Source organism: Bradyrhizobium sacchari, assembly GCF_002068095.1.
GTDB classification, from domain to species: Bacteria; Pseudomonadota; Alphaproteobacteria; order Rhizobiales; family Xanthobacteraceae; genus Bradyrhizobium; species Bradyrhizobium sacchari.
Genome location: NZ_LWIG01000063.1, coordinates 64480 through 89883, shown reverse-complemented (window position 1 = coordinate 89883; position 25404 = coordinate 64480). Strand labels below are relative to the sequence as shown.

Genomic DNA, 25404 nt, shown 5'->3' with positions numbered 1-25404 from the left:
GCGGCTCAAGCCGCGTCATCCAGCGCCGCCAGTCGTTCCGCTTCAGCGATATCCTCGACCGTGTTGGCGTTGAAGAACGGATCGAGCGGCTCAGCCGGCCATCTCACCGTCGCGAGCGGATAGCGCGCGGTCCAGCGGTCGATCTTGCGGAGGTCCTCGACGACCAGCGCGTGGCGCAATTCGTCGCGCAAGGCAACACGCCACAGCCCGATCACCGGATGCGACTGGTCGCCGGATGCGGCGACCGCGAGCTGCGCATTCTCCCGGCTCCGTGCTTCGTGCAGGCGTGCGACGAGATCGCGCGGCAGGAATGGGCAATCGCCGGCGGCGCTGAGCACCCATTCGACTTCAGGCCGGTTCGCCGCGGTCCAGTCGAGCGCAGCGAGGACGCCGGCGAGTGGACCGGGAAAGCCGGGCACATCGTCTGCGACGACTTGGAGGCCGAAGGCTGCGAAACGCGCGGGATCGCCGTTGGCGTTGAGGATCAGCCCGCTGCACTGAGGTTTCAGGCGTGCGATCACGCGCTCCAGAATGGTGCGGCCGCCGATCGTGCGCATCGACTTGTCGCCGCCGCCCATGCGCCGCGCGAGGCCGCCGGCGAGCAGTACGCCTTGCGTCAGCGGAATTTCAGTCGTCACCGCCTTCACCCTTGCGCTTGTGCTTCGCCGACTCTTCCTCGACGTAAGCGAGGTTCTGGTCGTAGACGATGCGCTCCTCGCCGGCGAGCGCAATGAAGCGCTTTCCGCGCGTGCGGCCGACCAGCGTCAGCCCGACCTGCCTGGCGAGATCGACGCCCCAGGCGGTGAAGCCGGAGCGCGACACCAGGATCGGAATGCCCATCCGCACCGTCTTGATCACCATCTCCGAGGTGAGGCGTCCCGTGGTGTAGAGGATCTTGTCGGAGGCATCGACGCCGTGGCGGTACATCCAGCCCGCGATCTTGTCGACGGCGTTGTGGCGGCCGACGTCCTCGGTGTAGCAGAGCGGCTCCCCCTCCTTGCACAGCACGCAGCCGTGGATCGCGCCGGCCTCGAGGTAGAGCGAGGGCATGGTGTTGATGGTCTGCGTCATCTGGTAGAGCCATGAGGTGCGCAGCTCCGCCTTCGGCAGTGCGACGCTCTCGACCGCCTCCAGGAGGTCGCCGAAGGCGGTGCCCTGCGCGCAGCCGGAGGTCTGCGTGCGCTTCTTCAGCTTGGCTTCGAAATTGGTGTGGTGCTCCGTGCGCACCACGACCACCTGGAGATCGTCGTCGTACTCGACCTCGGTGACCGCGTCATTATATTTCAGCATGTTCTGGTTCAGCAGGTAGCCGAGCGCCAGATATTCCGGATAGTCGCCGATCGTCATCATGGTGACGATCTCCTGCGAATTCAGGTAGAGCGTCAGCGGCCGCTCCATCGGCACCTTGATCTCGACCCTGGCACCGGTCTGGTCGGTGCCGGTCACGCTCTGGGTCAGGCGCGGGTCGTCCGGATTGGGGACGATCAGGGGCACCGGGGCTTTGTCGAACTTCATCATGGCCGCGACGTTAGCATGACATTCCGCTCAAGCCGATATAAGCATGGTCGGGAATGGGCAAAATGCCTCCGCTCGTCATTGCGAGCGGAGCGAAGCACTCCAGCAATGCCCCCGCGGAAATGGTCTGGATTGCTTCGCTGCGCTCGCAATGACGGTGGAGAGGTTGGTGGTTCCATCGGCTGGCGAGCCGTTGGCGGAGATCGAACGGTTATGAAAGTCATCGGCCTTGCAGGCTGGAGCGGTGCGGGAAAGACCACACTGTTGACGCGGCTGATCCCGCATTTCAACGCGCAGGGCCTGCGCGTCTCCGTCATCAAGCATGCGCATCACCAGTTCGACGTCGACGTCCCCGGCAAGGATTCCTGGCGGCACCGCGAAGCAGGCGCGGCGGAGGTGCTGGTTGCCTCGTCAAATCGCTGGGCCTTGATGCACGAATTGCGCGGCGCGGCGGAGCCGCGGCTGCCGGAATTATTGAGCAAGCTGTCGGCCGTCGATCTCGTCGTGGTCGAGGGGTTCAAGCGCGAGCCGCATCGCAAGATCGAGGTGCATCGCGCCGCCAATGGCAAGCCGCTGCTGTTTCCGGACGATCCCGGAATTGCCGGGATTGCGACCGACACCGCCATTGAAACCCGGCTGCCGACCGTCCATCTCGATGATATCCCCGCTGTGGCCGCGTTGCTGCTGCGCGCGGCGATGCCGGTCGAGGAAGCGGTGGCGAGAAGCGCCGCGACACGCTGACGAGGCACCATGGCGCAACTGTCGGACGATTGCTTTGCCTTCGGCGGACCGATGATGTCGGTCGACGAGGCCGTTGGCCTGATCACCACGCGCGTCAACGCGATTACCGATCTGGAAACCGTGGCGCTCGTCGATGCGGACGGGCGCGTGCTGGCGCGCGATATCGCTGCGCCCCTGCCGCTGCCGCCGTTCACCAACTCTGCGGTCGACGGTTACGCCATGCGCAACGCGGACCTTCCGCAGGCTGCGGAGCAGGCATTCCCGCTCGACGGCCGCATCCAGGCCGGCGGCCTAGCGCAAGCCGCGATCAAGCCCGGCCACACCGCGCGAATCTTCACGGGCGCGCCGATGCCGCCAGAGGCCGAAACCGTCTTCATGCAGGAGGATGTCCGCATCGACGATTCCGGCCGGATCGTGCTGCCGCCGGGGCTGAAGCCGGGCGCGAATGTCCGCCCCGCCGGCGAGGATATTCCCAAAGGACACGTTGCGCTGCGCGGCGGCCAGCGCTTGCGGCCACAGCATGTCGCGCTTGCCGCGGCATTCGGTCTTGTCAGGCTCGACGTGGTCAGGCGCATCCGCGTCGCGGTGTTCTCGACCGGCGACGAGCTGGCCTCGCCCGGCGAGCCCCGCGCGGCCTCGCAGCTGTTCGATTCCAACCGCTTCATGCTGATGGCGATGCTGCGCCGGCTCGGCTGCGAGGTTAGCGATCTCGGCATTTTGCGCGACGAGCGAACGTCGCTTGCGAGCGGCCTGAAGGAGGTCGCAGGTGCGCACGATCTCATCCTCACCACAGGCGGCGTCTCGACCGGTGAGGAGGATCACGTCAAGGCGGCGGTCGAGAGCGTCGGCTCGCTCGTGCTGTGGCGGATGGCGATCAAGCCGGGCCGCCCCGTGGCGATGGGCATCATCGGCGGCACGCCGCTGATCGGATTGCCCGGCAATCCTGTCGCGAGCTTTGTCACCTTCGTCCATGTGGTGCGGCCGACCGTGCTGGCGCTCGCCGGCGGCCTGCCGGAACCGCTTCTGCCGATCCCGGTGCGCGCGGCATTCACCTACAAGAAGAAGATCGGCCGCCGTGAATTCGTTCGCGCCTCATTACGGAGCGGGGATGACGGCACGCTGGAGGCCATCAAGTTCCCGCGCGAAGGTGCGGGGCTGTTGTCGTCGCTGGTCGAGACGGATGGCCTCGTTGAGCTCGGCGAGGACATTACGCGCGTCGAGCCGGGCCAGAGCGTGGGTTTCCTGTCTTATGCCGATCTGCTGTAAGCGGTTGCGTTGACGCCGTCGCCGCACCCCGCCATGTTGCTCCCATGACCAGGACCACGCTCGATCTCACCGGGCTGAAATGCCCGCTGCCGGCGCTGAAGACGCGCAAGGCGCTGAAGCCGTTGCAACCGGGCGATCAGCTCGAAGTGCACTGCACCGACCCGCTGTCGGTGATTGACATTCCGAACCTGATCCGCGAGACCGGCGACAAGGTGGAGATCACCGAGCGCAACGACGCGCGCATCGTGTTCTTGATAGAAAAAGCAAATGGTTCGATAGCAGACGTCAATGGTGCGTTGCGTTCTTGAGCCCGTTACCGCGCTGATACCGACCTTTTGTCTATCGACATCAATCACGGCTTCTGCCCCAATTGACTTTGTCCGTGCAGGCGCGGAGGTTGAGTCTTGTCCGCGATACGCGGTTCAACGGGGCAAACAAGACGCCTGCACGCACCTGGTATCGGGCATAGAGCCCCGCGCGAGGGGTTAACTTTTCAGGCGTGCGTGACGGTCCTGGCGCGCGTCGGATGATCGTGTGGGGCAGCAGGGACAATCGGCTGCTCTGCAATGGGGCTGAGGACCAAAATGGCAGCGGCAGGCTCGCTCAGAAGGGCGACCTGTCAGGGGAGGAATGTATGGCAAGTGTTGAAAGCGCTGGGACGATTTCGGGCGCTGGTACGGGTTTTCTTGATCGCGAGCGGACCATCGCGACCGCCGGCTTCAATCGCTGGCTGGTGCCGCCGGCGGCACTTTGCATCCATCTCTGCATCGGCATGGCTTATGGCTTCTCGGTGTTCTGGCTGCCGCTGTCGCGCGCGATCGGGCTGACCGCGCCGAAGACGTGCGGGGATATTTCGCTGTTGCAGGAGCTGTTCACGACCACTTGCGACTGGAAGGTCGCCAGCATGGGCTGGATGTACACGCTGTTCTTCGTGCTCCTCGGTATTGCGGCCGCGGTCTGGGGCGGCTGGCTGGAGCGCGTGGGCCCGCGCAAGGCCGGCTTCGTTTCGGCGTTGTGCTGGTGCGGTGGCCTGTTCCTCGGTGCGATCGGCGTCTACACCCATCAGCTCTGGCTGTTGTGGCTGGGCTCCGGCGTGATCGGCGGCGTCGGCCTCGGCCTTGGCTACATCTCGCCAGTGTCGACGCTGGTGAAGTGGTTTCCCGACCGCCGCGGCATGGCGACCGGCATGGCCATCATGGGCTTCGGCGGCGGCGCCATGATCGGCGCGCCGCTGGCGAACCTGCTGATGAACTACTTCAAGACCCCGACCTCCGTCGGTGTCTGGGAGACCTTCGTCGCGATGGGCGTCATCTACTTCGTGTTCATGATGATCGGCGCGTTCCGCTATCGTTTGCCGCCGCCCGGCTGGCAGCCCGAGGGCTGGACCCCGCCGGTCAAGGCCAACGCGATGATCTCGAAGAACAATGTCCATCTCAACGACGCGCACAAGACTCCGCAGTTCTGGCTGATCTGGTGGGTGCTCTGCCTGAACGTGTCGGCTGGTATCGGTGTGATCGGCATGGCCTCGCCAATGCTGCAGGAGATCTTCGCGGGCAAGCTGATCGGTCTGCCGGACGTCGGCTTCAATGCGCTCGACGCCGGGCAGAAGGCGCAGATCGCGGCGATCGCCGCGGGCTTCGCCGGATTGCTGTCGCTGTTCAACATCGGCGGCCGCTTCTTCTGGGCGTCGCTGTCGGACAAGATCGGGCGGAAGAACACCTATTATACGTTCTTCATCCTCGGCATCGTGCTGTACGCGCTGGCGCCGACCTTCGCGGCGATGGGCTCGAAGCTGCTGTTCGTGCTCGGCTTCGGCATCATCCTGTCGATGTATGGCGGCGGCTTCGCCACCGTGCCGGCCTATCTTGCCGACATGTTCGGCACCCAGTTCGTCGGCGCCATCCATGGGCGGTTGCTGACGGCATGGTCGACGGCCGGCATCATCGGTCCCGTCGTGGTGAACTACATCCGCGAGTTCCAGCTCGCCGCCGGCGTGCCGCGAGATCAGCTCTACAACACGACCATGTACATCCTGTGCGCGATGCTGATCGCAGGCCTGATCTGCAACTACCTGATCAAGCCGGTCGATTCGAAGTGGCACATGAAGGAGGCCGACGTCGCCAAATTGCAGGCGGCGAGCGCCAGCGCCGCCGCCGCAGGGCCGCACGGCTCCTACGGCATCGGCTTTGGCGGGCTTGATGCCAAGGCGGCGCTGTTCTGGGCCTTCGTCGGCATTCCCCTGCTCTGGGGTGTCTGGAAGACGCTGGAGAGCGCGGTCAAGATCTTCTGATCGCCGTCGAGACAGCTGCGGGATGCTCATGATCAGCGTCCCGCAGCGTTCGCCTTTTAGACATCACCAAGAATGGGACTTAGGGGATTTAAATGCTTCGCACCCGAATTTGCCTTGCGGCCGTGTTGCTGGTCGCCGGCCTTCATGCCGCGTCTGCACAGACCGCCACCGCGCCCGCTGCACCGGCCGCGACGACCGAAGCCAAGCCGGGCAAGGTCAAGCTCACCATGCAGAAGCTGAAGGACATGAAAGCCAAGTGGGCGGCCAACAAGCCGAAGCTCAAGGCCTGCCGCGCCGAGGTGAAGTCCAAGGGCCTGGCTGAAGATGACCGCTGGTTCTACATCGAAGAGTGCATGAGCAAGAGTTGAGCCCGGGTTCCCGGGAACAGTTCGTAGGGGGCGTGGGGCTCTTTGGCCGCATGCCCCTTAAATGCTTATCCGGACGGATGAATTCTCTTGGCATCTGGTATGCCAAAGGCTAGTGTTGGACACGTTCTAAAGAAGGTTTACGAGACCATCGATGAGCCACGACGTGCATGAGGTCCGCTCGTTCGAACATCCGGGCGAGGGACGGAAGCGAGCCAAGGCCACGCCCAAGGGGCGGCAGGTCGATCCCACCGCCGCGCATGAGATCGAGCAATTGCTCGGCGACCGCCCGCGGCGGCGCGATCTCCTGATCGAATATCTGCACCTGATCCAGGACAAATATCACCAGATTTCGGCCGCGCACCTTGCCGCGCTCGCCGACGAGATGAAGCTGGCCTTCGCCGAAGTGTTCGAGACCGCGACCTTCTATGCGCATTTCGACGTGGTGAAGGAGGGCGAGCCCAACATTCCGCCGCTGACGATACGTGTCTGCGATTCGCTGACCTGTGCCATGCTCGGCGGCGAGAAGCTGCTCGAGGATCTGCAGAGCGCATCGGGTCCCGGCATCCGCGTCGTGCGCGCGCCCTGTGTCGGTCGCTGCGATACCGCGCCGGCTGCGGAAGTCGGCCACAACTTCGTCGACCATGCGACCATCGCCAATGTGATGGCGGCGGCGAAGGCTGGCGACACCCACGCGCATCTGCCCAAATATATCGACTACGACGCGTATGTTGCCGGCGGCGGCTACAAGCTGCTGGGTCGCCTGCGCTCGGGCGAGCTGTCGAAGGACGATCTCCTGAAGTCGCTCGACGATGCTTCGCTGCGCGGCCTCGGCGGCGCCGGCTTCCCCACGGGACGCAAATGGCGCGCGGTGCTTGGCGAGCCCGGCCCGCGGCTGATGGCGATCAACGGCGACGAGGGCGAGCCCGGCACGTTCAAGGACCGCGTCTATCTCGAGAGCGATCCGCACCGTTTCATCGAGGGCATGCTGATCGGCGCGCATGTGGTGCAGGCCTCCGACGTCTACATCTATTTGCGCGACGAATATCCGGCCTCGCGCGAGATCCTGGAGCGCGAGATCGCAAAGCTTCCCGACGGCGGTCCGACGCTGCACATGCGCCGCGGTGCCGGAGCTTACATCTGCGGCGAAGAGTCCTCACTGCTTGAAAGCATCGAGGGCAAGCGCGGCCTGCCCCGGCACAAGCCGCCTTATCCGTTCCAGGTCGGCCTGTTCGGACTGCCGACGCTCATCAACAACGTCGAGACGCTGTGGTGGGTGCGCGACATCGTCGAGAAGGGCGCCGACTGGTGGAAGAGCCATGGCCGCCACGAGCGTCATGGCCTGCGCAGCTTCTCGGTCTCGGGCCGCGTCAAGAATCCCGGCATGAAGCTCGCGCCCGCGGGCATCACCGTGCGCGAGCTGATCGACGAATATTGCGGCGGCATGGCCGACGGTCATCAGTTCTACGCCTACCTGCCCGGCGGCGCCTCCGGCGGCATCCTGCCGGCGTCGATGGACGACATCCCGCTCGATTTCGGCACGCTGGAGAAATACGGCTGCTTCATCGGCTCGGCCGCGATCGTGATCCTGTCGCAGAAGGACAGCGTGCGCGCAGCCGCGCTGAATCTGATGAAGTTCTTCGAGGACGAGAGCTGCGGCCAGTGTACGCCGTGCCGCGTCGGAACCCAGAAGGCGGCGCTGCTGATGCAGAAGCCGGTCTGGAACCGGGCATTGCTGGAAGAATTGAGCCAGGCGATGCGCGATGCCTCGATCTGCGGGCTCGGTCAGGCGGCATCGAATCCGCTGTCCTCCGTGATCAAATATTTCCCTGACGAGTTCAAGGAAGCGGCCGAATGACCAAGATTACGTTCGAGCTCGACGGCAAGCAGGTCGAAGCCAAACCCGGCGAGACGATCTGGCAAGTCGCCAAACGCCAGGGCCGCGACATCCCGCATCTCTGCTACTCGCCCGCGCCCGACTATCGCCCCGACGGCAATTGCCGCGCCTGCATGGTCGAGATCGAGGGCGAGCGCGTGCTAGCCGCGTCCTGCAAGCGCACCCCGTCGGTCGGCATGAAGGTGAAGACCGAAAGCGCCCGCGCGACCGCTGCGCAAAAGATGGTGATGGAGCTGCTCGTCGCCGACCAGCCGGCGCGCGAGACCAGCCACGATCCGGATTCCAAGTTCTGGCACTGGGCCGAGACCACGGGCGTCACCGAGAGCCGTTTCCCCGCCGCCGAGCGCTGGGCGACCGACGCCAGTCATCCGGCGATGCGCGTCAATCTCGATGCCTGCATCCAGTGTGGCCTCTGCGTGCGCGCCTGCCGCGAGGTCCAGGTCAACGATGTCATCGGGATGGCCTACCGCAATCACGGCGCCAAGATCGTGTTCGACTTCGACGATCCCATGGGCGAATCCACCTGTGTCGCCTGCGGCGAATGCGTGCAGGCCTGTCCGACCGGCGCGCTGATGCCGGCCGTGATGCTGGACGACAACCAGACCCGCGTGACTTACGCCGACAAGAAAGTGGATTCGCTCTGTCCGTTCTGCGGCGTCGGTTGCCAGGTGACCTACGAGGTCAAGGACGAGAAGGTGATCTACGCGGAAGGCCGCGACGGCCCGGCCAATCATAATCGTCTTTGCGTGAAGGGCCGCTTCGGCTTCGACTACATCCACCATCCGCATCGCCTGACCAAACCGCTGGTGCGGCTGCCGAATGCGAAGAAGGATGCCAACGACCAGGTCGATCCCGCCAATCCGTTCACGCATTTCCGTGAAGCGAGCTGGGAAGAGGCGCTCGACATCGCCGCCAAGGGGCTCGTCAAGATCCGCGACGAGAAGGGCGTGAAGGCGCTCGCCGGCTTTGGCTCCGCCAAGGGCTCGAACGAAGAGGCCTATCTGTTCCAGAAGCTGGTGCGTACCGGTTTCGGCTCCAACAATGTCGATCACTGCACGCGTCTGTGCCACGCCTCGTCGGTGGCGGCGCTGTTCGAAGGCCTCAGCTCCGGTGCGGTGTCGGCGCCGTTCTCCGCCGCAATGGACGCCGAGGTCATCATCGTGATCGGCGCCAATCCGACCGTGAATCATCCGGTCGCCGCGACCTTCATCAAGAACGCGGTCAAGCAGAACGGCGCGAAACTGTTCGTGATGGATCCGCGCCGGCAGTCGCTGTCGCGTCACGCGACCAAGCATCTGCAGTTCAAGCCTGGCTCCGATGTCGCGATGCTGAACGCGATGATCAACACGATCATCACCGAAGGCCTGACCGACGATCAGTATATCGCCGGCTACACCGAGGGCTTCGAAGACCTCAAGGAGAAGATCAAGGAATTCACGCCGGAGAAGATGGAGGCGATCTGCGGCATCCCGGCGCAGACGCTGCGCGAGGTCGCACGCACCTATGCGCGGGCAAAGTCGTCGATCATTTTCTGGGGCATGGGCATCAGCCAGCACGTCCACGGCACCGACAATGCGCGCTGCCTCATTGCGCTGGCGCTGATCACCGGCCAGGTCGGCCGCCCCGGCACCGGCCTGCATCCGCTGCGCGGCCAGAACAACGTGCAGGGGGCCTCCGACGCCGGCCTCATCCCGATGTTCCTGCCGGACTATCAGCCGGTCGGCCGCGACGACATGCGCGGTGCTTTCGAGAAGCTGTGGGGCCAGGATCTCGATCCCGTGCGCGGCCTGACCGTGGTCGAGATCATGAACGCGATCCATGCCGGCGAGATCAAGGGCATGTATATCGAGGGTGAGAATCCCGCGATGTCCGACCCGGATCTGCAGCATGCGCGCCACGCGCTCGCCATGCTCGATCATCTCGTGGTGCAGGATCTCTTCGTCACCGAGACCGCCTTCCACGCCGACGTCATCCTGCCGGCTTCGGCGTTCGCGGAGAAGGACGGCTCCTTCACCAACACCGATCGTCGCGTGCAGCTCGCGCGCCAGGTGATCAAGCCGCCAGGCGATGCGCGGCAGGATCTCTGGATCATCCAGGAGATCGGCAAGCGCATGGGCCTGCCCTGGAATTATGCCGGCCCCGGCGACGTCTTCACCGAGATGGCAGAGCTGATGCCGTCGCTGAAGAACATCACCTGGGAGCGGCTGGTGCGCGAAGGCGCGGTGACCTATCCCGTCGACGATCCGAACAAGCCCGGCAACGAGATTATCTTCACCACGGGCTTCCCGACCGCGAGCGGCCGCGGCAAGATCGTGCCGGCCAAGGTCATCCCGCCGGATGAGTTGCCGGACGCCGAATACCCCATGGTGCTGTCGACCGGCCGCGTGCTGGAGCACTGGCACACGGGGTCCATGACCCGCCGCGCGCAGGTACTCGACCAGATCGAGCCGGAGGCGGTCGCGTTCATGTCGCCGAAGGACATGCGCAGGAAGAAGCTCGCGCCGGGCGACTTCATCCGCCTGGAGACCCGCCGGGGCGCCGTCGAGGTCAAGGTCCGCTCCGACCGCGACGTGCCGGAGAATATGGTGTTCATGCCGTTCTGCTACGCGGAGGCGGCGGCGAACCTGCTCACCAATCCCGCGCTCGATCCGTTCGGCAAGATCCCGGAGTTCAAGTTCTGCGCGGCGAGGGCCGAGCGCGCGGAGATGCGGGACGCCGCGGAGTAGGGCCTCCGCCGTCATTGCGAGCGAAGCGAAGCAATCCAGACCGCCTCTCCGGCGGGATTCTGGATTGCTTCGTCGCTTCGCTCCTCGCAATGACGGTGATAAACGTGACCCATGTCCAAAGTCACCCCAGCCACTCGCGCGCTCACGGCCGCCGGCGTTGCCTTCACCGTCCACACCTACGACTACGATCCCGACGCCGAGAGCATCGGGCTGCAGGCCGCCGCTGCGCTTGGTGAGAACCCGGCGCGTGTGCTGAAGACGCTGATGGCGCTGGTGGACGGCAAGCCGGTCTGCGTGGTCGTTCCGTCAGACCAGGAGGTCTCGATGAAGAAGCTCGCGGCGGCGGCGAGCGGCAAGTCGGCGCAGATGATGAAGCCGCCGGAGGCCGAGCGCGTCACCGGCTTCAAGGTCGGCGGCATCAGCCCGTTCGGGCAGCGCAAGCTCGTGCGCACCGTGATCGAGCAGAGCGCGCTCTTGCATGACCTCGTCTATCTCAATGGCGGCCAGCGCGGCTTGCAGGTGCGGCTGAAGCCTACTGACGTCAGGGATGTGCTGAAGGCGGTCGTCGCGGACGTACTGGCCTGACAAAGCTGACGGTCCGCGGGCAGCGTGCCAAGTTCGGCTATGGGCCATGAGATCACTCGCAATCCGCCACCGGGCCCCCCTGCGCGAGTCCTGAGCCACCCAATTCAAAGCGGGTATTGATGCTGACTGAGCTCACCGTCGATATGAGGCAATCAGCAAGTGAGCATCCTGGCCTTCGTCGCCACGATCAATGAGGAGGAAGGCCAAGCCTTGCGCCGAAGGCGTCGCTAAATTGATATGCTCCGTCGGCGATTCACCTTTTCGAGGTCGTATGTCTCAAGTCGATTGGTTGAGTCATCTCCTGCAAATCATCACCGTCACCGGCCAGCTCGAGGTCCGCTGCGCGTACGGCGCACCATGGCGTATCATCTGGCCCAAGGCGGCGGCGAACGAGATCCCCTATCATGTCATAGTCAAGGGCCGCGCCATTTTCGAGGACCCGGATTCGAAAACGGTGCAGGAGCTTGGGAGCGGGGATATCGTGCTGCTTCCTCACGGTTCGTCGCACATGCTGCACGACGGCAGCGGCAAAACGCCGATCAGCACGCGTCAAAGCAGGGGCTCCGCAGGATGGATGTTGAGCGAGAACGATGCACCGGGTGAGCAACTCGATCTGCTGTGCGGACGGTTTTTTGTCGTGCCACCCCATGATCGATTACTCCGCAACTACCTGCCGGCAAATCTGGTCGTGCGGGCTGCGAAAAGCCATGGAGAAGAGGACATTGCGTCGGCATCGGGTCAACTTTCCGGACTGGTCGGCCTGATGCGAATGGAGTCCGCTGGCGACAGAGCGGGAGGACGAGCCATTCTCAACGCGCTTTCTTCGGTCTTGTTCGCTCTGGTTCTCCGCGCCGCGAGCGAAGCCGGCAAATCCACCGAAGGCTTGTTGGCTCTTGCCGGCAATCCGAGATTGGCAGCGGCCATTGCGGCGATGTTCGCGGATCCGGCGCGGCCCTGGAAGCTTCCCGATTTGGCCGATCTATGCGGCATGTCACGCGCAACATTCATGCGCCAGTTTCAGGACAAGTTAGGCCGCTCTGCCCTCGACCTGTTGACCGATCTTCGCATGAGCATGGCCGCCAACGAGCTCAAGAAGCCGACGATCAGCACGGAAGCCGTGGCTGAGACGGTCGGCTATCAATCCGTTTCGGCATTCCGGCGCGTGTTCGCGCAAAGGATGGGGATGACGCCAGGGGAATGGCGCCGACTGGCGCATAACGGCGAGTAGCAGGGCACCCCCGACCGATATAATGATCCTTTCTAGCATCATTTTGAGCCAATAGAGGCTCGAAATGATCAATGCCATCAGTAAGTTCGGCCTCCGTAATCACTTGATGAGGAGTCACCCAATGCACGACACCGCTCCAACCGCTGCCCACCGCGAAACCTCCCGCTGGCTCGCGGGGCCGCTGCCGACAAACTCCGTCATCCAAACCATTCTGAGCCGCAGTGCAGCAAAGTACTATGACTCGACCGCCACCTTAAGCGATGATCAGATCCGCGATCTGGTGCGGATCGGTACTTCAGCGCCGACATCCTTCCATTTGCAGAACTGGCGCTTCATCGCCGTGCGCTCAAGCGAAGCGAAGGCGCGGCTGCTTCCGATCGCCTGGAATCAGCCCGCAATCACCGAAGCAGCCGTGACCTTCATCATCATCGGCCAATTGGCTGATGCCAGCACCGTCCCTGAGCGCCTGGCGCCGGTCGTGGAAGCCGGAATCATGTCGGCACATCTGGTGCCGGAATGGGAGGGGCCTGCGCGCGGCCTGTACGACAATCATCCGCAGCGCCAACGCGACGAGGCCGTGCGCTCCGCGACCTTCGGCGCCGCAGCCATCATCTATGCGGCCCGCTCGCTAGGCCTGGGGTCGACACCGATGATCGGTTTCGACGCAGAGGCCGTGCACAGAGAGTTCAGCCTGGCCGATGACGAAATCCCAGTCATGCTGCTGACCGTCGGGCCGGAGCGGCCCGGCAACTGGCCGCAGAAGCCGCGCCTACCCGTGGCCGACGTGCTGCATTTCGCATAACCAACCCCGAAGCCAATCATCCAAGGAGAGTATCATGGCCAGAGCTGCTGCGCTGAAGCAGGAACACGTTCCGGCTGCTTCGAAACCGACCCTCGACCTGTTCACCAAGAACGTCGGGTTCACGCCAAACATGATGGCGACCTTCGCGCAGAGCCCGATCGCGTTCAACGCATGGGCCGCTCTGCTCAGCTCCTTGAGCAAGGCGCTCGATGTCAAGACGCGCGACAGTATCGGCCTTGCGGTCTCCGAAGTGAACGGCTGCGACTACTGCCTGACGGTGCACAGCTTCACGGCCGAGCATATGGCCAAGCTGCCGGCGGAGGACATCATTCTCGCCCGAAAGGGTCACGCAAGCGACCCGAAGCGGGATGCCGCCGTCCAGCTTGCACGCAAGATCATCGAGAGCCGTGGCCACGTTACGGACGCCGATCTGCAAGCCGTCCGCGATGCGGGCTACACGGATGCGAACATCATGGAGATCGTCGCGCTCGTGGCCATGTACTCGCTGACGAACTTCTTCAACAACGTGTTCCATCCCGACAAGGACTTCCCCGCGGTGGCGCCGGCCGGCTCGATCTGAGCACGGGAAGTTCGGAATCTGAAAAGACACCACACCCAAAGGAGTCGAAGATGAAAGCCATTATCGTGACGGACCAGGCTGCCGGATTTCCCGGGATGAAGCTGGTGGAACGGCCCCAACCTCAACCAGCGATCAACGACGTTGTCGTAGAGGTTCACGCATCGGGATTCGTTCCGACGGAATTGGAATGGCCCTCGACGTGGATAGATCGTCGCGAGCAAAACAGAACTCCGACGATCCCTGGGCACGAATTCGCCGGCATCGTTACGGCGCTCGGCTACGGCACGGCGGGACTGTCGGTGGGGCAGCGCGTGTTCGGCCTTGCCGACTGGTATCGTGATGGCACACTTGCCGAATATATTGCCATCGAGGCGCGCAATCTGTCGCCATTGCCGGGTGACGTCGATTTCAAGGTGGGCGCGAGCCTTCCCATCTCGGGCTTGACTGCGTGGCAAGGGCTCTTCCAGCACGGCCGTCTTCAGGCAGGCCAGAGCGTGCTTGCGCATGGTGCAGCGGGCGCGGTCGGTTCCATGGTTGTTCAACTCGCACGAGAGGCTGGTGCCTATGTCATCGGAACCGGACGCGCGGCCGACCGGCAGAAAGCGCTCGACTTCGGTGCGAATGAATTCGTCGACCTGGAGCACGATGGGCTCAAGGATGTCGGCGGGGTCGATCTCGCATTTGACGTCATCGGCGGCGACATCCAGAAGCAGTCTGCAGCCCTTGTTAGAGCCGGAGGTACGCTGGTGAGTGTCGTCGGCCCAGCGGAGGCTCGGCCGATCGACGGCTTGGCCATTGACTTCGTCGTGGAGGCTGACCGTGGTCAATTGAGCGAGATCGTCCAGAGGGTGCGGGACGGAAGATTGCGGACAAACATCGGAAAGGTATCCTCCCTCGACAATGTTGTCGCCACCTTCAACTCGGCCCAGCGACGCCAGGGCAAGCCGATCATTCAGATCCGCTCCTAAGAAGAGGGGTTCAACTCTCCCCAGCGAGTTATGGTTTCTCGTCTGGATCGTGGCGACGTGTCTTGCCACGCATCCAGGCGAAGAATGCGATCGTCAGTCTGCTTTGGGGTCATAAGCGGTCGATGCTGACCAAATGCAGGCCACTTCCGCTTAGCTAACTCACGAAGCTGACGTTTACGGATGCAAGTCCTACTGCTTCTGCAACAGTTTCAGCCGGCAGCGCAGCGCTTCCCGGATATGGGCCCGCGCCAGCTGTTCGGCCTTGTCGCCGTCGCGCGCGGCGATCGCGTCGATGATGGCCTGATGCTCGCCGTGGCTGGTCGAGGGGCGGCCCGTCACCGTGAAAGTGGTCGGCCCGAGCAGGGCGATCCAGTCCTGCAATTCGCGGGAGGCGTTGTCGAGATAGCGGTTGCGCGCGGCGCGGCAGATGGCCTCGTGGAAGGTGCGGTTGAGCCTTGCCATTTCGCCTGCCATCTCGGTGGCGTCGGTCGCTGACGCCTCGACAAAGGCCTGCTCGATATCCCGGAGTGCCTCGATCTCGGGGGCGGAGGCATGCCCGGCGGCAAGGCGCGCGGCGGCACCCTCCATGATCTCGCGCATGGCGTAGAGCTCGAGCACCTCCGAGATGTCGAGGTTGCGCACGATCAGGCCGCGGCCGCCGGCGGGCTCGACGAAACCGCGCGCCGCGAGCCGGCCCAGCGCTTCCCGCACCGGCGTGCGGCTCACGTTCAGCCGCTGCGCGACCTCCTCCTCGCGCAGGCGGTCGCCGGCGCGGTAATTGCCCGCCTGCAGCGCCTCGCAGAGCGACCGGAACACGGCTTCGCCAAGCGCCACGCCGCTGCCGCGTCCGATTGATCCGCCTGTCTTTGCCGGGCGTCTGGCCATCCATCCTCATCGGCTGCCGAGCGCATCCTGCCCATGCAGAGATGCCGCTTGCACGCCTTCTGTATATCTTTGTATACAACGGTACGCAATGGTGGGCGCGATTGATCCGCGCAGGCCGGCGGCAGAATGTCTCTAACTTCGTCGGACAAACGGCATGAGCGGCAAATACGACGTGCTGGTAGTCGGCGGCGGCAACGCGGCACTGTGTGCGGCGATCAGCGCCCGGCGCGGCGGTGCCTCCGTCCTCGTGCTCGAAGGCGCGCCAAAATTCTACCGCGGCGGCAACACGCGCCACACGCGCAACATGCGCTGCGCCCATGATGCCGCGACCGAAATCCTGACCGGCCCCTATACCGAGGAGGAGTTCTGGGAGGATCTGCTGCGCGTCACCGGCGGGCAGACCGACGAGGAACTTGCCCGTCACATGATCCGGGAGTCCAAGGACATCCTGAACTGGATCGTGCAGCAGGGCGTGCGCTGGCAGCCCTCGCTTGGCGGCACGCTGAGCCTCGGCCGCACCAACTCCTTCTTCCTTGGCGGCGGCCGGGCGATGCTCAACGCGCTGTATCTCACCGCCGAGCGGCTCGGCGTCGATGTCGAATACGACGCCGAGGTCACCGATCTCGCGATCGACGACGGCGTGTTCCTCGCCGCGCGCCTCAAGCGCCCGATCAAGGGCGAGACCGAGATCCGCGCGGCCTCGCTGGTCGCCGCCGCCGGTGGGTTCGAGGCCAACATCGAATGGCTGAAGCAATATTGGGGTGATGCCGCCGACAATTTCCTGATCCGCGGCACGCCTTATAATCGTGGCTCGATCCTGAAGATGCTGCTGGACAAGGGCGTGCAGGAGGTCGGCGATCCCACCCAGTGTCATGCGGTCGCGATCGACGCCCGTGCGCCGAAATTCGACGGCGGCATCATCACGCGCCACGACTCCGTCGTGTTCGGCATCGTCGTCAACAAGCACGCCCAGCGCTTCTATGACGAGGGCGAGGACATCTGGCCCAAGCGCTACGCGATCTGGGGCCGCCTGGTCGCGGCGCAACCCGACCAGATCGCCTACATCATCTTCGATTCCACCGTCGTGACGAGCTTCATGCCGACGCTGTTCCCGCCGATCGCCGGGCAGACGATTGCCGAACTGGCCGGCAAGCTCGAGCTTGATCCGGCGGCGCTGGATAAGACCATCACCGATTTCAACGCCGCGGTGCGCCCCGGCACCTTCGACCACACCGTTCTGGATGACTGTGTGACCGAGGGCATCACGCCACCGAAGACGCACTGGGCGCGCAAGATCGAGACGCCGCCTTATCTCGCCTACCCGGTGCGGCCGGGTATCACCTTCACCTATCTCGGCACGCGTGTGAACAAGGAGGCGCGGATGCTGATGGCCGACGGCAAGCCGTCCGCCAACATGTTCGCGGCCGGTGAGATCATGGCGGGCAATGTGCTCGGCAGGGGCTATGCGGCCGGCATGGGCATGACTATCGGCAGCGTGTTCGGCCGGATCGCAGGACGGGAAGCGGCGCGCCACGCCAAGAACTAGGATCAAGAAGAAAGACAAAGGGAGGAGGAACCATGTCGCGCATTGCCATTGCCTCGATCACGGCGTTGCTGATCGCCGGCCACGCCCACGCCGCCGAGCCAATCACCCTGCGCGATATGGGGTCGTTCCATGTCGGGGGGCGCCTTGTCGAAATCTCCGGCAAGCCGGTGAAGGAAGTCGTGTTCACGCCCGGCGGCGTACCGGCGAAGGTCGATCCTAACGGCACCTATCAGGTCGAGCAGATGTATGTGCAGTATTTTCTGCCGGCAAACGAGAAGGGGGCTTATCCGCTGCTGATGTGGCATGGTGGCGGACTGACCGGCGTCACCTACGAGACCACGCCCGACGGACGCGAAGGTTGGCTGAACTACTTCCTGCGCAAGGGATGGGCGGTCTACAATTCCGACGCGGTGGAGCGCGGACGCGCTGGCTGGGCGCAATACCCCGATATCTTCAAGAGCGAGCCGGTCTTCCTCACCACGGCCAATCCGTTCGAGCGTTTCCGCATCGGTGATGGGCCAAACTCCTACGATCCGGATCCCGCCAAGCGGAAGGTGCTGCCGGGCAACCAGTTTCCGGTCGAGGGTTACGAGAACTTCATCAAGCAGAACGTGCCGCGCTGGACCACGACCGATGATGCGACCGTCGCCGCCTATATCGCCGAGATCGATCGGGTCGGCCCGTCGGTGATCCTGTTCCACAGCCAGGCCGGCAGCTTCGGCTTCAAGGTGGCGCAAGCCAGGCCCGACAAGGTCAAGGCGCTGATCGCGATCGAGCCGGCAGGCATCGGCGACCCCGCTAAGGCGAATGTGCTGAAGAACATTCCGACCCTCATCATCTATGGCGACTATATCGAGCGCGATGTCCGCTGGCCCAAAATCCGCGCCAACGGCGTCGCCTTCGCGGACGCCATCAGGGCGGCCGGTGGCAGCGTCGACATCGTCGATCTCCCGCAGGCCGGCATCAAGGGCAATTCGCATATGGTGATGATGGACAAGAACAACCTCGAAGTCGCGGGCCTGATTCAGAAATGGCTCGAGGCAAAGGGCCTGACGAAGTAGAGCCATGCACGGAACCAGAATCCTCGACGAGGCCGACCGTCTGATGACGGTCTGCAATTCCTGCCGCTACTGCGAGGGATTGTGTGCGGTATTTCCGGCGATGGAGATGCGGCGCGCCTTCTCCGACGGTGACCTCAATTATCTTGCCAATCTCTGCCATTCCTGTGGCGCCTGCTACGTCGATTGCCAGTTCTCGCCGCCGCACGAGTTCAACGTCAACGTTCCCAAGACGCTGGCGGTTGCACGTGCCGAGTCCTATGCGGCCTATGCCTGGCCGCAGGCGCTGTCCGGTGCCTTCGCGCGCAACGGCCTCGTCATCAGCATCGTCGCCGCACTCAGTATGGCGGCCTTTATCCTCGGATTCGTTGCTCTAAGCGATCGCAGCGTGCTGTTCGGTGTCCACACCGGTCCGGGTGCGTTCTACAAATTGATGCCGCACAATGCGATGGCCGCATTGTTCAGCGCCGCATTTCTCTACGCCATTCTGTCCCTCGCCATGAGCGTGCGCGCGTTCTGGCGCGACATCGGTCCAGCCATCGGTGGTCGCGCAGACGGTGGTTCAATCTTCCAGGCGATCCGCGATGCGGGCGAGCTGCGCTATCTCCATGGCGGCGGTGTCGGCTGCTACAACGAGGACGACAGGCCGACCGACCAGCGCAAGCTGTATCACCACCTGACTTTTTACGGCTTCCTGCTGTGCTTTGCCGCGACCTCGGTCGCGACGCTCTATCACTATCTGCTGGGCCGCGAGGCGCCGTATTCGTGGTGGGACCTGCCCGTCGTGCTCGGCACGCTGGGCGGCATCGGCCTGATCATCGGGCCAATCGGGCTGTTCACGGCCAAGACGCGGCGCGATCCGGCATTGCTCGACGAGAGCCGTTACGGCATGGACGTCAGCTTCATCGCCATGCTGTTCCTGACTGGATTTACCGGCATGCTGCTGTTGATCCTTCGCGAGACTGCGGCGATGGGGCCGCTGCTCGCGCTGCATCTTGGCGCCGTGTTCGCATTGTTCATCTCCATGCCCTACGGCAAGTTCGTGCATGGGATCTATCGTTTCGCCGCGCTGGTGCGTTACGCGCAGGAGCGGCGTACGGCCAGTTAATCAGGCCGATCGAAAGCGGCCGTCGCGCAGGAAGGCGATCGTCTGTTCGATTGCGGCGGCGCGACGCGGAAGCCCGGTGTGGGACGCCTTCACGACGACATGGTCGGTCATGCCGGCCAGCATCGTACTTTGCACCGATACGCGCCCGTCATTCGGTTTCGGCAGGACCAAGAGGCCGGCGACGGGATCGATGAAGCGATTTCCGGCAATCACGCCGACCGGATAGTCGATGGCAGGAAGGACATTCGGCGCGGTCGCAGGCGTGGTGGTGAGCTCGAGGCCGGCCGGCCCATAGAATGCGCGGTATGGCAAAAATCCCTGCAGGAGATCGGCGACCTCGCTGCCGCTGTTCGGCGTGCCCAGCATCACGACGCGGCCAAGCCGGACCGGGCGATGTCGTGCGATATAAGCGCGCGCAACCAGGCCGCCCATCGAATGCGCCACGAAATGCAGTGGAGCGTCACGTTCGGCGAAACGGGCGATCGCCGGATGAATGTCGTCCGCGATCGCCGCGATCGGCTTGCGGCGGCTGGGATAGTCGATGTTGAGCGTCGTGAACCCGTTTCCCTGGAGCGCCCGCTCCAGCTTGGTCAGGGATGCCGAGGTCCGCGCGATGCCGTGAAGCAGAACAACTCCGGGGCATCGCGCGTCGCCTGATTGAGGCGCCTCATGCATCTCGTTACGCGACCTCGCGCTCCGGCGCGGACGCCTGCTCGCGGGCCATTGTCGTTGCCGTGACATAGTCGGTCTTGCCGGTGCCGAGCAGCGGCACCTTGTCGACCACCATGATTGTTGCGGGAACGGTCAGCTCGGAGGCACCGATCGTCTTGGCCTGGGCCTGCATTGCGCTGCGCTCGGCGTTCTTCTCCGTCGTCAGCAGCACGATCCGCTCGCCCTTGCGCGGGTCCGGGATCGACACCGCGACCGAGCCGGCCTGCGGCCACAGTGCCGTCGCGATGGCTTCGACCGCCGACAGCGAGACCATTTCGCCCGCGATCTTGGCAAAGCGCTTGGCGCGGCCCTTGATGGTGATGAAGCCCGCGGAGTCGATCGCCACGATGTCGCCGGTATCGTGCCAGCCCTCGGGCAGCTTTTCCAGCACGCCGGGATTCTCGGCGCGCAAGTAGCCGAGCATGACGTTCGGCCCGCGCACCGAGAGGCGTCCGCCTTCCTCGATGCCGGGGACCGGATCGAGGCGGCTTTCCATCAGCGGCGACAGGCGGCCGACGGTGCCGGGGCGGTTGGCCATTGGTGTGTTCATCGCCAGCACCGGCGCCGTCTCGGTGACGCCGTAGCCTTCGAGGATGCGGATGCCGTAGCGCTCCATGAACACCTGCCGCGTGCGATCCTTGACCGCCTCGGCGCCGGCGATCACGAGACGCAGGGTGCGGAAGTCGTAGGCATGCGCAGAGCGTGCATAGCCGGTGAGGAACGTGTCGGTGCCGAAGAGGATGGTGGCGCCGGTCTGGTAGATCAGCTCCGGCACGATCCGGTAGTGCAGCGGCGAGGGGTACATGTAGATCGGAATGCCCGCGAGCATCGGCATCATCATCCCGCCGGTCAGCCCGAAGGAGTGGAACACCGGCAGCACGTTGAACACCTTGTCATTGGCGTTGGCGTCGACCCGCGCCAGCGCCTGCGCCGCGTTGGCGAGGATGTTGCGGTGGGACAGCACCACGCCCTTCGGCGTGCCTTCCGAGCCCGAGGTGAACAGCACGACGGCCGGATCGTTCGCCTGGCGGGATATGCGGGGCTTGGTGCCGGCGAGCAGGCCCCTGATCTTGTCGGCGAGGCCGATCGAAGCGCGGACGTCCTCGAGATAGACGATGCGGGCTTCCGCGGAGATCGCAGCCATCAGCTTGTCGAGCTTGCCCTTCTCGATGAAGGCTTTTGACGTCAGCACGGTCTTGACCTGCGCGGCTTTCATCGCGGCGAGGACGTTGACTGGACCTGCCGAGAAGTTGAGCATCGCCGGCACGCGGCCGATGTTCTGCAGGGCCATGAAGACGACGGCGACGCCCGCGGAATTCGGCAGCAGCACGCCGACATTCTCGCCGACTGAGGTGCCGTCTTCGAGCTTCCGGCTCAGCACCTGCGCGCCGAGGATCAGCTTGCGATAGGTCAGCTTGGTGCCGAGCGCGTCCTCGATGATGACCTTGCCGGTGTCGCGGTCGCGATAGGCGTGCCCAAGCGCTTCGAACAGCGAGTGATCGAGCATGGCGTTCTTGACCATCGCATCGATCATCACGTCCTGGAGCGCGGCGCCCGCAGCATTGCGGCGCGCCTTGCCCTTGAGCGCTTCATCGACGGGCAGCTTGACCGGCGGCAGGATCGTGACCGTCACCCGCGGAAACCACGAGCGCTTGATCTGGCTGGAGTTGAGATAGCTGAGATGCGAGCGCTGCGCGCCTTCGATGCGAACCGGCACGACCACGGCGTCGGCCTTGTCCGCGATCATCGCGGTGCCGTCATAGACCTTCATCAGCGAGCCGGAGACAGTGATGCGTCCTTCCGGAAAGATCACGACGGGCTCGCCCGCGGCCACGAGCTTGATCAGGTCACGCGCGGCCAGCGGCTTGGTCGGGTCCATGGTGTAGTGCTTGACGACGCGCAGGAACGGCTTGGCCCACCACGCCTTGGCGATACCGGTATCGACCGCGAAGCTGGCGTCGATCGGCAGCACGGCGTGCAGCAGCGGGCCGTCGATCAGGCTGACATGGTTCGGCGCGATCAGCATGCGCGTACCCGGAGGCGGCAGGTTCTCGAGGCCACGCACCTCGGTGCGGAAGAGGGCGCGGAACAGCAGTCCGCCGGCATCGCGCACGCCTTCCTTGCCCCACTTGGTGAGGACGAACCACACCGCGCCGAAGCTGGCGACGCCGAGGCCGAAGAAGATCCAGCCGACATGGAGGCCTGCCGCCTGCAGCAGCGCGACAAACAGCGAGCCGATCACCATGAAGGCAGCCTGCAACACGTTGCCGGCGGCGATGATGCGGGCGCGCTCGGAAGGTTCCGACCAGGCCTGGACCGCGGCGAAGGACGGGACGACGAACAAGCCGCCGCCGAAGGCGAAGGCGACGAAGTCGGCCAGCATGCGCAGGCCGGCGAACGAGGTCGCGAAACCGGCCGCGGTGATGTCCTGACCCTTGGTGGTCACGCCGATGGCGAAGGCGAGATCGAGGCCGGCAAAGCCCATGATGATGGCGCCGATCGGCACCAGCGCGAGGTTGGGGCGAACGTGACTGAGGCTTGCGGCAAATAGCGATCCGATGGCGATGCCGATCGCGAAGATCGCAAGGCACAGCGTCACCACGCCCTCGGTACCGCCGACCACCTCCTTGATCAGCGCCGGCAGCAGCGACAGCACGATGGCGCCGACCAGCCAGAACCAAGAGACGATCACGGTGCCGTCCCACAGCCGGTGGTCGGCGTAGAGCGTCTTCAACAGGCTGAGCGTCGAGGTCCAGGGATTGGAGTCGACGGGCAGGTCGGGCGCGGAGGGCGTTGTCTGCGGAATGCGAGAGGCGAAAGCCCAGGACAGCAGGGCCAGCACGACCACGGCGGATGCGACCCAGCCCATATGCGCGGAGCCGGCCACGAACTGGCCGCCCGCGACGGTGCCGAGCAGGATGGCCATGAAGGTCGCGCCTTCGACCAGCGCGTTGCCGGTCGCGAGCTCTCCGAGCTCGAGCTGGTCCGGCAGCATCGCATATTTCACGGGACCGAACAGGGCGGCGATGGTGCCGAACAGCGCGAGCGCTGCGAACAACAGCGGCACCGAATGCAGGAAGAAGCCGGCGGCGGCAAAGGCCGCAGCAAAAATCTCGGCGAATTTGAGCCGCCGCGCGACGACGGATTTGACGTATTTGTCGGCGAGCTGGCCGCCGAGCCCGGACAGGATGAAATAGGGGAAGATGAACACGGCGCCTGCCACGGTCACCAGCGCATCGCCGTGACCGGTCGCGGCACTGTAAAGCAGGATGATGACGAGTGCGTTCTTGAGCACGTTGTCATTGAGTGCCGAAAAGAATTGCGCCCAGAACAGCGGCGCAAAGCGGCGTGACGACATCAATTCCCTGATCATGACTAATCCTGTTTTGGAAAGGCAGCCTGAGGTTGTTTCGGTGGCGATGAAAGCGTCACGACCGGAAGGGCACGGGACGAACGATTGCAGAGTGACTGGTGTCGTCGGCCTGCTCTGTCCCCCTGGTCCCTCCGATCCTGTTGGTCTCCAAATGGTCTCGTTAGGTTCGCAAATTTCCTGGCGCGGCCGCGTCTTAGGGCGGAAGGGCCGCGCTGACCCGGATATGCGAGGGGCCGTGAGCAAAAACTGAACCGCATTTGGTAAGGCTCGCGACATCGGCTGCGAATGTCGACGAATGGTAAGCCCTTCATTGCGGCCTTTCCTTGCATTCGAACCGCTTCGCGGCGCGTCTCAGGTGAGATGGGCGAGGTGGCGAAAGGGCGAGAAGCGGCCAAGCAGGCTGAACCAGCGGCCTTCGCGGCGGATGCGGCCGCGGTTGGCCCGCCACATCCGGAAGGTCGCGCGGCGCTCGGCGAGCACGCCGGCAATGTCGCAGGCATTGGCGATGCGATCGATCGGAGCCATCGCGAATTTGAGGGCAGCCCGGCCAAGGCCGGTCACGAGGGTTGCGGCGTCATCGACGAAGGTGGCGGCGATATCAACAGCGAGCGTTTGCATTTTGCAGGTCTCCGGGTTAAATTGAACAATGTTCACATTGGTAGCTCGAAAATGAACAATGTTCAAGAGGAATCGCCGCGGGATCAGAAAAAAAATCGGCGGCGGGTCCAGATCCTGGAGATCGCCCGGGGCATCATTGCCACTAAGGGTTTGAGATCACTCAAGGTTCGGGACGTCGCGGAGGCCGCGGGGTGCTCGGTCGGCAGCGTCTATAATGAGTTTGGCGATTTCGATGGGGTGATCCTGACCGTCAACCGGGAGACCGTTCAGGCGCTGACGGCGCGCCTGCGTGGGGTTCCGGCAGAGGATCCCGTTCGCCAGCTCTACGGGCTTGCCGAGACCTATCTCGAATTCTTTGCGGAGCACGCCAATCTGCTGCGCTCGCTGTTCGAGCACCGGATGGAGGACGACCGGCCCTATCCGGACGACATCCTTCAAATGGTGATGGACGCCTTCGCGCTGATGCATCCGCCTTTGGTGCGGGTGTTACCGGATGCAGAAGACGTGAAGATCGCGCTGCTGTCGCGCACCCTGTTCTCCGCGGTGCACGGCATCATCTCGCTCGGCCTCGAGGAGCGCATGGTCGCCGTGCCGCCGCAGATGCTGCGCCAGCAGGTCGAGCAGTTTATCGACACGCATCTTGCCGGTCTCGGAATTCAGCCACAGAGATAAGGGGCATGCCGCGTCACGCGCGCGCGGCTTCGCGCGGCCGTGTCGCGACGAGAACGGCATCGGGCCGCACGTTATCGACCTGAACCCGATTGCGCCCCCTTTCCTTGGCGCGATAGCAGGCGGCATCCGCGCGGCGCATCGCGTCCTCCAGCGTGGTGTCGCGGTCGGCGATGCAGGTGACGCCGACGCTGGCGGTCACCGCAAAGCAGCGATCATCCCAGGCGAAGCTGAACTGCTCGAGCGATCGTCGCAGCCGTTCGGCGATATCGACGGTGTTCGACGGCGAGCACTGCGGCAGGATCAGGCCGAACTCGTCGCCGCCGAGTCGGGCCACCAGATCGTGCGTCCGCCGGTCCTGCTGCAGCAGCCGCGAGACCTGGCAGAGCAGGCGGTCGCCCGCGAGATGACCGCAGCTGTCGTTGACGTTCTTGAACTCGTCGAGGTCGAGCAGGATCAGCCCAAGCGGACCC

The 25404-nt window shown here is 64.3% G+C and carries 22 protein-coding genes; 16 read left to right on the top strand and 6 right to left on the bottom strand.

Annotated features, from left to right (window positions below; all coding sequences use genetic code 11):
* Positions 1-5 precede the first annotated feature (5 nt).
* Both mobA and fdhD read right to left on the bottom strand, forming a co-directional pair.
* Complete coding sequence (mobA, locus tag A5906_RS37815) at positions 6-647, bottom strand: molybdenum cofactor guanylyltransferase MobA (RefSeq protein ID WP_080140195.1); 642 nt, start codon at positions 645-647, stop codon at positions 6-8.
* Positions 628-1518, bottom strand: coding sequence for a formate dehydrogenase accessory sulfurtransferase FdhD (gene fdhD / locus A5906_RS37810; RefSeq protein ID WP_080140194.1), 891 nt, complete (start codon positions 1516-1518; stop codon positions 628-630). The genes mobA and fdhD overlap by 20 nt, the downstream gene beginning before the upstream one ends.
* 210 nt (positions 1519-1728) lie before the next feature.
* Here fdhD and mobB point away from each other — a divergent pair, with 210 nt between their 5' ends.
* The 12 genes from mobB to A5906_RS37750 all read left to right on the top strand — a co-directional run bounded on the left by mobB (position 1729) and on the right by A5906_RS37750 (position 14963).
* Positions 1729-2256: a molybdopterin-guanine dinucleotide biosynthesis protein B gene (gene mobB, locus A5906_RS37805; RefSeq protein ID WP_018643989.1), complete on the top strand. Its 528-nt coding sequence runs from the start codon at positions 1729-1731 to the stop codon at positions 2254-2256.
* Positions 2257-2265: 9 nt separating this feature from the next.
* Positions 2266-3522 (top strand): molybdopterin molybdotransferase MoeA, encoded by a 1257-nt coding sequence (locus A5906_RS37800; protein WP_080140193.1) that lies wholly within the window; start codon positions 2266-2268, stop codon positions 3520-3522.
* 44 nt (positions 3523-3566) lie between these two features.
* Entirely contained in the window at positions 3567-3830 is a 264-nt protein-coding gene (locus A5906_RS37795) for a sulfurtransferase TusA family protein (protein ID WP_080140192.1), read from the top strand.
* A 326-nt stretch (positions 3831-4156) separates the two neighbouring features.
* Positions 4157-5812 carry an OFA family MFS transporter gene (locus A5906_RS37790; RefSeq protein WP_080140191.1) on the top strand — a complete coding sequence of 552 codons (1656 nt, stop codon included), beginning with the start codon at positions 4157-4159 and terminating at the stop codon, positions 5810-5812.
* Between the two features lie 92 nt (positions 5813-5904).
* On the top strand, positions 5905-6180 hold the full coding sequence (locus tag A5906_RS37785) for a hypothetical protein (RefSeq protein WP_080140190.1): 276 nt from the start codon (positions 5905-5907) through the stop codon (positions 6178-6180).
* 151 nt (positions 6181-6331) lie between these two features.
* Positions 6332-8035 carry an NADH-ubiquinone oxidoreductase-F iron-sulfur binding region domain-containing protein gene (locus A5906_RS37780; protein ID WP_080140189.1) on the top strand — a complete coding sequence of 568 codons (1704 nt, stop codon included), beginning with the start codon at positions 6332-6334 and terminating at the stop codon, positions 8033-8035.
* Positions 8032-10800, top strand: coding sequence for a formate dehydrogenase subunit alpha (fdhF, locus tag A5906_RS37775; protein ID WP_080140188.1), 2769 nt, complete (start codon positions 8032-8034; stop codon positions 10798-10800). The genes A5906_RS37780 and fdhF overlap by 4 nt, the downstream gene beginning before the upstream one ends.
* Before the next feature lie 111 nt (positions 10801-10911).
* On the top strand, positions 10912-11385 hold the full coding sequence (gene ybaK / locus A5906_RS37770) for a Cys-tRNA(Pro) deacylase (RefSeq protein ID WP_080140187.1): 474 nt from the start codon (positions 10912-10914) through the stop codon (positions 11383-11385).
* 271 nt (positions 11386-11656) lie between these two features.
* On the top strand, positions 11657-12613 hold the full coding sequence (locus tag A5906_RS37765) for an AraC family transcriptional regulator (protein WP_080140186.1): 957 nt from the start codon (positions 11657-11659) through the stop codon (positions 12611-12613).
* Between the two features lie 121 nt (positions 12614-12734).
* Positions 12735-13415 carry a nitroreductase family protein gene (locus A5906_RS37760; protein WP_080140185.1) on the top strand — a complete coding sequence of 227 codons (681 nt, stop codon included), beginning with the start codon at positions 12735-12737 and terminating at the stop codon, positions 13413-13415.
* A 34-nt stretch (positions 13416-13449) separates the two neighbouring features.
* Positions 13450-13995, top strand: coding sequence for a carboxymuconolactone decarboxylase family protein (locus A5906_RS37755; protein ID WP_080140184.1), 546 nt, complete (start codon positions 13450-13452; stop codon positions 13993-13995).
* A gap of 50 nt (positions 13996-14045) precedes the next feature.
* The gene (locus tag A5906_RS37750; protein WP_080140183.1) at positions 14046-14963 is read left to right on the top strand and encodes an NADP-dependent oxidoreductase; all 918 of its coding nucleotides are present in this window, start codon (positions 14046-14048) and stop codon (positions 14961-14963) included.
* Between the two features lie 189 nt (positions 14964-15152).
* On the opposite strand, the gene A5906_RS37745 is transcribed toward A5906_RS37750, so the two are convergent.
* A complete protein-coding gene (locus tag A5906_RS37745) occupies positions 15153-15848 on the bottom strand; it encodes a GntR family transcriptional regulator (RefSeq protein WP_080140182.1) in 696 nt (231 codons plus the stop codon).
* 154 nt (positions 15849-16002) lie between these two features.
* Here A5906_RS37745 and tcuA point away from each other — a divergent pair, with 154 nt between their 5' ends.
* The 3 genes from tcuA to tcuB are packed head-to-tail and all read left to right on the top strand — an operon-like array spanning position 16003 to position 19560.
* Entirely contained in the window at positions 16003-17394 is a 1392-nt protein-coding gene (tcuA, locus tag A5906_RS37740; RefSeq protein ID WP_080140181.1) for an FAD-dependent tricarballylate dehydrogenase TcuA, read from the top strand.
* A gap of 32 nt (positions 17395-17426) precedes the next feature.
* Positions 17427-18455, top strand: a complete 1029-nt coding sequence (locus A5906_RS37735; RefSeq protein ID WP_080140180.1) for an alpha/beta hydrolase — start codon at positions 17427-17429, stop codon at positions 18453-18455.
* Between the two features lie 4 nt (positions 18456-18459).
* Positions 18460-19560: a tricarballylate utilization 4Fe-4S protein TcuB gene (gene tcuB / locus A5906_RS37730; protein WP_080140179.1), complete on the top strand. Its 1101-nt coding sequence runs from the start codon at positions 18460-18462 to the stop codon at positions 19558-19560.
* On the opposite strand, the gene A5906_RS37725 is transcribed toward tcuB, so the two are convergent.
* Together A5906_RS37725 and A5906_RS37720 are read right to left on the bottom strand one after the other, a co-directional pair.
* Positions 19561-20235: an alpha/beta fold hydrolase gene (locus tag A5906_RS37725; protein ID WP_080140178.1), complete on the bottom strand. Its 675-nt coding sequence runs from the start codon at positions 20233-20235 to the stop codon at positions 19561-19563.
* 4 nt (positions 20236-20239) lie between these two features.
* Positions 20240-23644, bottom strand: a complete 3405-nt coding sequence (locus tag A5906_RS37720) for an acyl-[ACP]--phospholipid O-acyltransferase (protein WP_080140177.1) — start codon at positions 23642-23644, stop codon at positions 20240-20242.
* 669 nt (positions 23645-24313) lie between these two features.
* Between A5906_RS37720 and A5906_RS37710 the strand changes: the two genes are divergently transcribed.
* Positions 24314-24934, top strand: coding sequence for a TetR/AcrR family transcriptional regulator (locus A5906_RS37710; protein WP_080140175.1), 621 nt, complete (start codon positions 24314-24316; stop codon positions 24932-24934).
* Between the two features lie 13 nt (positions 24935-24947).
* Here the strand turns inward: A5906_RS37710 and A5906_RS45755 are convergent.
* Positions 24948-25404 (bottom strand): GGDEF domain-containing protein (locus A5906_RS45755; RefSeq protein WP_245327124.1); only part of this gene is annotated, 457 nt, incomplete at its 5' end.

Excerpts from the sequence above, each read along its gene's own strand:
- mobB (WP_018643989.1), top strand. The coding sequence starts at position 1,729 with ATGAAAGTCATCGGCCTTGCAGGCTGGAGCGGTGCGGGAAAGACCACA.
- A5906_RS37720 (WP_080140177.1), bottom strand. The coding sequence starts at position 23,644 with ATGATCAGGGAATTGATGTCGTCACGCCGCTTTGCGCCGCTGTTCTGG.
- A5906_RS37760 (WP_080140185.1), top strand. The coding sequence starts at position 12,735 with ATGCACGACACCGCTCCAACCGCTGCCCACCGCGAAACCTCCCGCTGG.
- A5906_RS37710 (WP_080140175.1), top strand. The coding sequence starts at position 24,314 with ATGAACAATGTTCAAGAGGAATCGCCGCGGGATCAGAAAAAAAATCGG.
- A5906_RS37750 (WP_080140183.1), top strand. The coding sequence starts at position 14,046 with ATGAAAGCCATTATCGTGACGGACCAGGCTGCCGGATTTCCCGGGATG.
- A5906_RS37745 (WP_080140182.1), bottom strand. The coding sequence starts at position 15,848 with ATGGCCAGACGCCCGGCAAAGACAGGCGGATCAATCGGACGCGGCAGC.
- A5906_RS37790 (WP_080140191.1), top strand. The coding sequence starts at position 4,157 with ATGGCAAGTGTTGAAAGCGCTGGGACGATTTCGGGCGCTGGTACGGGT.
- A5906_RS37795 (WP_080140192.1), top strand. The coding sequence starts at position 3,567 with ATGACCAGGACCACGCTCGATCTCACCGGGCTGAAATGCCCGCTGCCG.
- A5906_RS37725 (WP_080140178.1), bottom strand. The coding sequence starts at position 20,235 with ATGCATGAGGCGCCTCAATCAGGCGACGCGCGATGCCCCGGAGTTGTT.
- ybaK (WP_080140187.1), top strand. The coding sequence starts at position 10,912 with ATGTCCAAAGTCACCCCAGCCACTCGCGCGCTCACGGCCGCCGGCGTT.
- A5906_RS37755 (WP_080140184.1), top strand. The coding sequence starts at position 13,450 with ATGGCCAGAGCTGCTGCGCTGAAGCAGGAACACGTTCCGGCTGCTTCG.
- fdhD (WP_080140194.1), bottom strand. The coding sequence starts at position 1,518 with ATGATGAAGTTCGACAAAGCCCCGGTGCCCCTGATCGTCCCCAATCCG.
- A5906_RS37800 (WP_080140193.1), top strand. The coding sequence starts at position 2,266 with ATGGCGCAACTGTCGGACGATTGCTTTGCCTTCGGCGGACCGATGATG.
- tcuA (WP_080140181.1), top strand. The coding sequence starts at position 16,003 with ATGAGCGGCAAATACGACGTGCTGGTAGTCGGCGGCGGCAACGCGGCA.
- A5906_RS37735 (WP_080140180.1), top strand. The coding sequence starts at position 17,427 with ATGTCGCGCATTGCCATTGCCTCGATCACGGCGTTGCTGATCGCCGGC.
- fdhF (WP_080140188.1), top strand. The coding sequence starts at position 8,032 with ATGACCAAGATTACGTTCGAGCTCGACGGCAAGCAGGTCGAAGCCAAA.
- tcuB (WP_080140179.1), top strand. The coding sequence starts at position 18,460 with ATGCACGGAACCAGAATCCTCGACGAGGCCGACCGTCTGATGACGGTC.
- A5906_RS37785 (WP_080140190.1), top strand. The coding sequence starts at position 5,905 with ATGCTTCGCACCCGAATTTGCCTTGCGGCCGTGTTGCTGGTCGCCGGC.
- A5906_RS37780 (WP_080140189.1), top strand. The coding sequence starts at position 6,332 with ATGAGCCACGACGTGCATGAGGTCCGCTCGTTCGAACATCCGGGCGAG.
- A5906_RS37765 (WP_080140186.1), top strand. The coding sequence starts at position 11,657 with ATGTCTCAAGTCGATTGGTTGAGTCATCTCCTGCAAATCATCACCGTC.